The 5866-nt window shown below is 52.7% G+C and carries 5 protein-coding genes and 1 pseudogene; all 6 read left to right on the top strand.

The features are described from left to right. On the top strand, positions 1-1838 hold a 1838-nt coding region (locus tag PSF67_RS21615; RefSeq protein WP_044305166.1), incomplete at its 5' end, for a Tn3 family transposase. Between the two features lie 56 nt (positions 1839-1894). Continuing rightward, complete coding sequence (locus PSF67_RS21610) at positions 1895-2392, top strand: TolC family protein (RefSeq protein WP_272677599.1); 498 nt, start codon at positions 1895-1897, stop codon at positions 2390-2392. A gap of 1 nt (position 2393) precedes the next feature. Continuing rightward, positions 2394-3656 carry an efflux RND transporter periplasmic adaptor subunit gene (locus tag PSF67_RS21605; protein ID WP_167846499.1) on the top strand — a complete coding sequence of 421 codons (1263 nt, stop codon included), beginning with the start codon at positions 2394-2396 and terminating at the stop codon, positions 3654-3656. Further along, positions 3646-4482 carry an efflux RND transporter permease subunit gene (locus tag PSF67_RS21600; protein WP_000105177.1) on the top strand — a complete coding sequence of 279 codons (837 nt, stop codon included), beginning with the start codon at positions 3646-3648 and terminating at the stop codon, positions 4480-4482. The genes PSF67_RS21605 and PSF67_RS21600 overlap by 11 nt, the downstream gene beginning before the upstream one ends. A 240-nt stretch (positions 4483-4722) precedes the next feature. Then, positions 4723-5538 carry a sulfonamide-resistant dihydropteroate synthase Sul2 gene (sul2, locus tag PSF67_RS21595; RefSeq protein ID WP_001043260.1) on the top strand — a complete coding sequence of 272 codons (816 nt, stop codon included), beginning with the start codon at positions 4723-4725 and terminating at the stop codon, positions 5536-5538. An 86-nt stretch (positions 5539-5624) separates the two neighbouring features. Then, positions 5625-5866, top strand: a pseudogene (gene glmM, locus PSF67_RS21590) (phosphoglucosamine mutase); the annotation flags it as partial.

Here is a 5866-nt window from a genome sequence, read left to right as displayed (position 1 = left end):
CCATCGCGAGTGGGTCAGGGTGGGACGGCTTAAAAACCCTTGTTGCAATGGCAACCAGGCTGACCGCCACCATGGCCGACGATCCGCTCAATCATGTGCTCGACGGTTATCACCGCTTCCGCCGATACGCTCCACGCATGTTGCGCCTGCTCGATCTGCGAGCTGCGCCCGTTGCACTGCCGCTTCTGGAAGCGGTGACGGCCCTTCGTACCGGTTTGAACGATGCCGCGATGACCAGCTTCTTGCGGCCCAGCTCGAAATGGCATCGCCACCTTCGGGCCCAGAGGGCTGGCGACGCTCGCCTATGGGAGATCGCGGTGCTGTTCCATCTGCGCGATGCGTTCCGCTCCGGAGATGTCTGGCTTACTAGGTCCCGGCGCTATGGCGATCTGAAACACGCACTCGTTCCGGCACAAGCCATCGCGGAAGGCGGTCGTCTCGCTGTGCCATTGCGGCCGGAGGAATGGCTGGCAGACCGGCAAGCTCGCCTCGACATGCGGTTGCGCGAGCTTGGCCGTGCCGCTCGCGCAGGCACGATCCCGGGCGGGTCGATTGAAAACGGCGTTCTGCATATCGAGAAACTCGAAGCCGCCGCGCCGACAGGCGCCGAAGATCTGGTGCTCGATCTCTACAAGCAGATCCCGCCCACGCGCATCACCGATCTCCTGCTGGAGGTGGATGCGGCGACCGGCTTCACCGAAGCGTTCACCCATCTGCGCACAGGAGCACCCTGCGCTGACCGGATCGGGCTAATGAACGTTATCTTGGCGGAAGGGATCAACCTCGGCTTGCGCAAAATGGCGGATGCGACAAACACCCACACCTTCTGGGAATTGATCCGCATTGGACGGTGGCATGTCGAGGGCGAAGCCTATGACCGGGCGCTGGCCATGGTGGTCGAGGCACAGGCAGCGTTACCCATGGCCCGGTTCTGGGGCATGGGCACGTCGGCTTCGAGCGACGGACAGTTCTTCGTCGCTACAGAGCAAGGTGAGGCCATGAACCTGGTCAACGCGAAATATGGCAATACCCCGGGCCTGAAAGCCTATAGCCACGTCTCCGACCAATATGCGCCGTTCGCAACCCAGGTGATTCCTGCAACGGCAAGCGAAGCGCCTTACATCCTCGATGGCCTGCTGATGAACGATGCTGGACGCCATATCCGCGAGCAGTTCACCGACACGGGCGGCTTCACCGATCACGTCTTTGCCGCATGTGCCATTCTCGGCTACCGGTTCGCTCCGCGCATCCGCGACCTGCCATCCAAACGGCTCTACGCGTTCAATCCGTCGGCCGCCCCGGCGCACCTGCGAGCGTTGATCGGCGGAAAGGTCAACCAAGCCATGATCGAGCGCAATTGGCCCGACATCCTGCGCATCGCCGCCACCATTGCTGCCGGGACCGTCGCGCCAAGCCAGATTCTGCGGAAACTCGCCTCCTATCCGCGGCAGAACGAGCTCGCGACAGCCCTGCGGGAAGTCGGTCGCGTCGAGCGCACCCTGTTCATGATCGACTGGATTCTGGATGCCGAACTCCAACGGCGTGCCCAGATCGGGCTCAACAAAGGCGAAGCTCATCATGCGCTGAAGCGGGCAATCAGCTTCCACCGCCGCGGTGAAATCCGCGACCGTTCCGCCGAAGGCCAGCATTACCGCATCGCCGGCATGAATCTGCTCGCCGCCATCATCATCTTCTGGAACACCATGAAGCTCGGCGAGGTCGTTGCAAACCAGAAACGCGATGGAAAGCTGCTATCGCCCGATCTCTTGGCCCATGTTTCGCCGCTCGGATGGGAACACATCAATCTCACCGGAGAATATCGCTGGCCAAAGCCTTAGCGTAGGATTCCGCCCCCTCCCGCAAACGACCCCTAGGTGTCAACCGCACCCAATCCTTGGAAAACTCCACACAAAATCAATTAGTAGTCGGAGTCAGTGTACCGCTTAATATTTTCGATCGTCAGCAAAATGGCATAAAAATCGCGCAAGAAAAAATGAACTTATTAGAGCGTCAGAAAGAGTTTTATCTAAAGCAAAATGCGCTGCAAATAGGCACAATTTTAACCGAGTTGCAGGGTTTAGAGCTGCAATTCAAAGTCGTTGACGAGACTCAAATTCCTTTGGCGACTCAAGTTCAAAGTAAGACGCTACAAGGTTTCTTGGCAGGCAAGTTTGCTTTAACCGATGTTCAGCAAGCCACGCTTCAATTACAAGACATCCGTCTGCGTAAAGTCCAGTTGTTACGGGATGGCTGGCAAAAGGCCATTGAAGCAGAAAGTTTGAGCTTAGGCATTAGCCCAAGTGAAGTCATGTCGAAAGATGCTATTGCACAAATCAATCAAAACTTATGGCAAGACATACAGGCCATGCCTGTCATTGGTGGGGGAAATTAACATGTTCGATCTTAAAAACAGCTTAAAAAAACAGAGCGGAAAAATCTCTCAACCTCTACTGATTGGTTTGGTCATCGGCGCAACCGTACTACTCAGTATTTTCTTGATCTTGTCGGGTAAGAATAAATCTGAAACATCAGATGAACATGCAGAGGAAGAAGGCGCAGAGGAACATGGAAGTGAAGAAGGCAAAGAGGAACATGGCGGTGAAACCGAAGAGCATGCAGAAGGCGTGAGCCTGACGGCCAAGCAACTGGTTGAACAAGGCATACAGTTATCAGCAGTCGATCAAGGTCCGGTGGTTAAATTAAGTTCTTATCCAGCAAAACTTAACGTGAATACCGACCAGCAAGCGCATGTCTCTCCGAGTTTTAGTGGTCATGTCGAAAATGTCTATGTAGAACTCGGCCAAAAAGTTCAGAAAGGACAGTCTTTGGCCACGTTGCTTGTTCCTGATTTAGTCGATCAGCAGGCCAATCTAAAAATTGAACAAACCAACCTTGAACTGGCGAAACAGGACTTCGAGCGTGAGCGTCAGCTGTGGTCACAGGGTATTTCAGCAAAACAGGACTATCAACGTGCTTACAACAGCTATAAACGGGCGCAAATTCAGGTCCAATCGGCCCAATCACGTTTAAGTGCGTTTGGTGCTGTGAATACCAGTAACGGGCGCTATATTTTGAAAGCCCCCATTTCCGGCGTGATCAGTAAAAAGGATTTGGTGCTCGGAGAAAATGTTCAGTTAGCAAGTCAACTCTTTACCATAGACCGGTTAGATCAGCTCTGGCTTGAATTTATTGTTCCAAATTCTGAAATTGTGGGCTTAGCCCCGAATCAAAAGATCGAATTTAAATCTTTGCAAACTGAAAAGGTCTACAGGGCAGTTATTCAAACCTTAAATACTGAAGCGGATATTCAAACAGGTCGTCTTCAGGTGCGAGCAAAAGTTGAATCGAATGCAACCGAATTACGTCCAAACTTGATGGTAAACGTACAGTTGCAACAACGCAGTGAAAGTACCGCATTACGGGTACTTAAGTCCGCAGTTCAGAATGTCGATGGAAAAGATGTGGTTTTTGTCGCCACTCAGCATGGACAAAAAGTTGAATTCACTCCGCAGCCGGTGAAATTAGGTCAATCGTCTGGGGATAGCCAGTGGATTGAAGTGGTAAATGGGCTTAATCAGGGACAAAAATATGCCGCTCAAGGCAGTTTCTTACTGAAATCTGAGATGGAAAAAGGAGAGGCTTCACATGAGCACTAAAAGCCCTCACATTCCAGACCACGAATCGGTAAAACCTGAAGGGCTGTTTGATCGGCTGATCCAGTTTTCTATTCATAACGCAATCTGGGTCATGCTGTTTGTTGCAGCCTGGATTGCTATTGGTATTTATAGTTATCAAAAGTTACCGATTGATGCTGTACCGGATATTACCAATACTCAGGTGCAGATTAACACTTCAGCCAATGGCTTTACGGCTTTGGAAATGGAACAGCGGATTACCTATCCAATTGAGAATGCCATGTCAGGCATGCCGAAAATGGAACAAACCCGTTCGATTTCACGCTACGGCTTATCGCAAGTGACCATCATTTTTGAAGATGGCACGGATATTTACTGGGCCAGACAGCTTATCAACCAGCGCTTGCAAGAAGCAATGGGAGAAATGCCTGAAGATGTGCAACCTAACATGTCGCCTATTTCGACAGGTTTAGGTGAAATCTATCAATGGGTGATTAAAGCCGAACCAAATGCTAAAAAGCCGGATGGAACCCCTTATTCGGCGATGGATTTACGTGAAATTCAGGATTGGATTGTAAGACCGCAATTACAGCGCGTAAAAGGCGTTGCGGAGATCAACAGTATCGGTGGCTTTAATAAAACCTATGTGGTTGCCCCTGATCTGAACCGATTGCAACAATTGCAAATTCCTTTGTCTGATTTACAAACTGCCTTAACAGAGAATAATGAAAACCGTGGTGCTGGCTATATTGAGAAAAATGGACAACAGCTAACGGTTCGTGTTCCCCACTCTATTGTAAACAAGACATTTTTATCTTTTATATTCAATGGCTTATTTTCCTGCTAATTGGTAATACCATGAAAAATACCATGCTCAGAAAAGGCTTAACAATATTTTGAAAAATTGCCTACTGAGCGCTGCCGCACAGCTCCATAGGCCGCTTTCCTGGCTTTGCTTCCAGATGTATGCTATTCTGCTCCTGCAGCTAATGGATCACCGCAAACAGGTTACTCGCCTGGGGATTCCCTTTCGACCCGAGCATCCGTATGAGACTCATGCTCGATTATTATTATTATAGAAGCCCCCATGAATAAATCGCTCATCATTTTCGGCATCGTCAACATAACCTCGGACAGTTTCTCCGATGGAGGCCGGTATCTGGCGCCAGACGCAGCCATTGCGCAGGCGCGTAAGCTGATGGCCGAGGGGGCAGATGTGATCGACCTCGGTCCGGCATCCAGCAATCCCGACGCCGCGCCTGTTTCGTCCGACACAGAAATCGCGCGTATCGCGCCGGTGCTGGACGCGCTCAAGGCAGATGGCATTCCCGTCTCGCTCGACAGTTATCAACCCGCGACGCAAGCCTATGCCTTGTCGCGTGGTGTGGCCTATCTCAATGATATTCGCGGTTTTCCAGACGCTGCGTTCTATCCGCAATTGGCGAAATCATCTGCCAAACTCGTCGTTATGCATTCGGTGCAAGACGGGCAGGCAGATCGGCGCGAGGCACCCGCTGGCGACATCATGGATCACATTGCGGCGTTCTTTGACGCGCGCATCGCGGCGCTGACGGGTGCCGGTATCAAACGCAACCGCCTTGTCCTTGATCCCGGCATGGGGTTTTTTCTGGGGGCTGCTCCCGAAACCTCGCTCTCGGTGCTGGCGCGGTTCGATGAATTGCGGCTGCGCTTCGATTTGCCGGTGCTTCTGTCTGTTTCGCGCAAATCCTTTCTGCGCGCGCTCACAGGCCGTGGTCCGGGGGATGTCGGGGCCGCGACACTCGCTGCAGAGCTTGCCGCCGCCGCAGGTGGAGCTGACTTCATCCGCACACACGAGCCGCGCCCCTTGCGCGACGGGCTGGCGGTATTGGCGGCGCTGAAAGAAACCGCAAGAATTCGTTAACTGCACATTCGGGATATTTCTCTATATTCGCGGTTCAGCAGGCATGTCCCCTTTGAGGGCGACCCGACGACAGGATAATCGACCTTATGGTGCGCAAATATTTCGGCACAGACGGTATTCGTGGCAAAGCCAACGAAGGCGCGATGACGGCGGAAACCGCCTTGCGCGTCGGCATGGCGGCTGGCCGTGTCTTTCGTCGCGGTGACCACCGCCATCGTGTCGTGATCGGCAAGGATACGCGCCTGTCGGGCTATATGCTTGAACCCGCGCTCACAGCCGGTTTCACCTCGATGGGCATGGACGTATTCCTTTTTGGCCCGCTGCCGAC

This window comes from Providencia sp. PROV076 (assembly GCF_028483405.1).
Taxonomy (GTDB): Bacteria; Pseudomonadota; Gammaproteobacteria; order Enterobacterales; family Enterobacteriaceae; genus Providencia; species Providencia huaxiensis.
The sequence above is the reverse complement of the archived record's forward strand: the minus strand, read 5'-3'. Positions and strand labels throughout refer to the sequence as shown.

Coding starts and splice junctions, on each gene's coding strand:
- PSF67_RS21600 (WP_000105177.1), top strand. CDS start 3,646: ATGAGCACTAAAAGCCCTCACATTCCAGACCACGAATCGGTAAAACCT.
- sul2 (WP_001043260.1), top strand. CDS start 4,723: ATGAATAAATCGCTCATCATTTTCGGCATCGTCAACATAACCTCGGAC.
- PSF67_RS21605 (WP_167846499.1), top strand. CDS start 2,394: ATGTTCGATCTTAAAAACAGCTTAAAAAAACAGAGCGGAAAAATCTCT.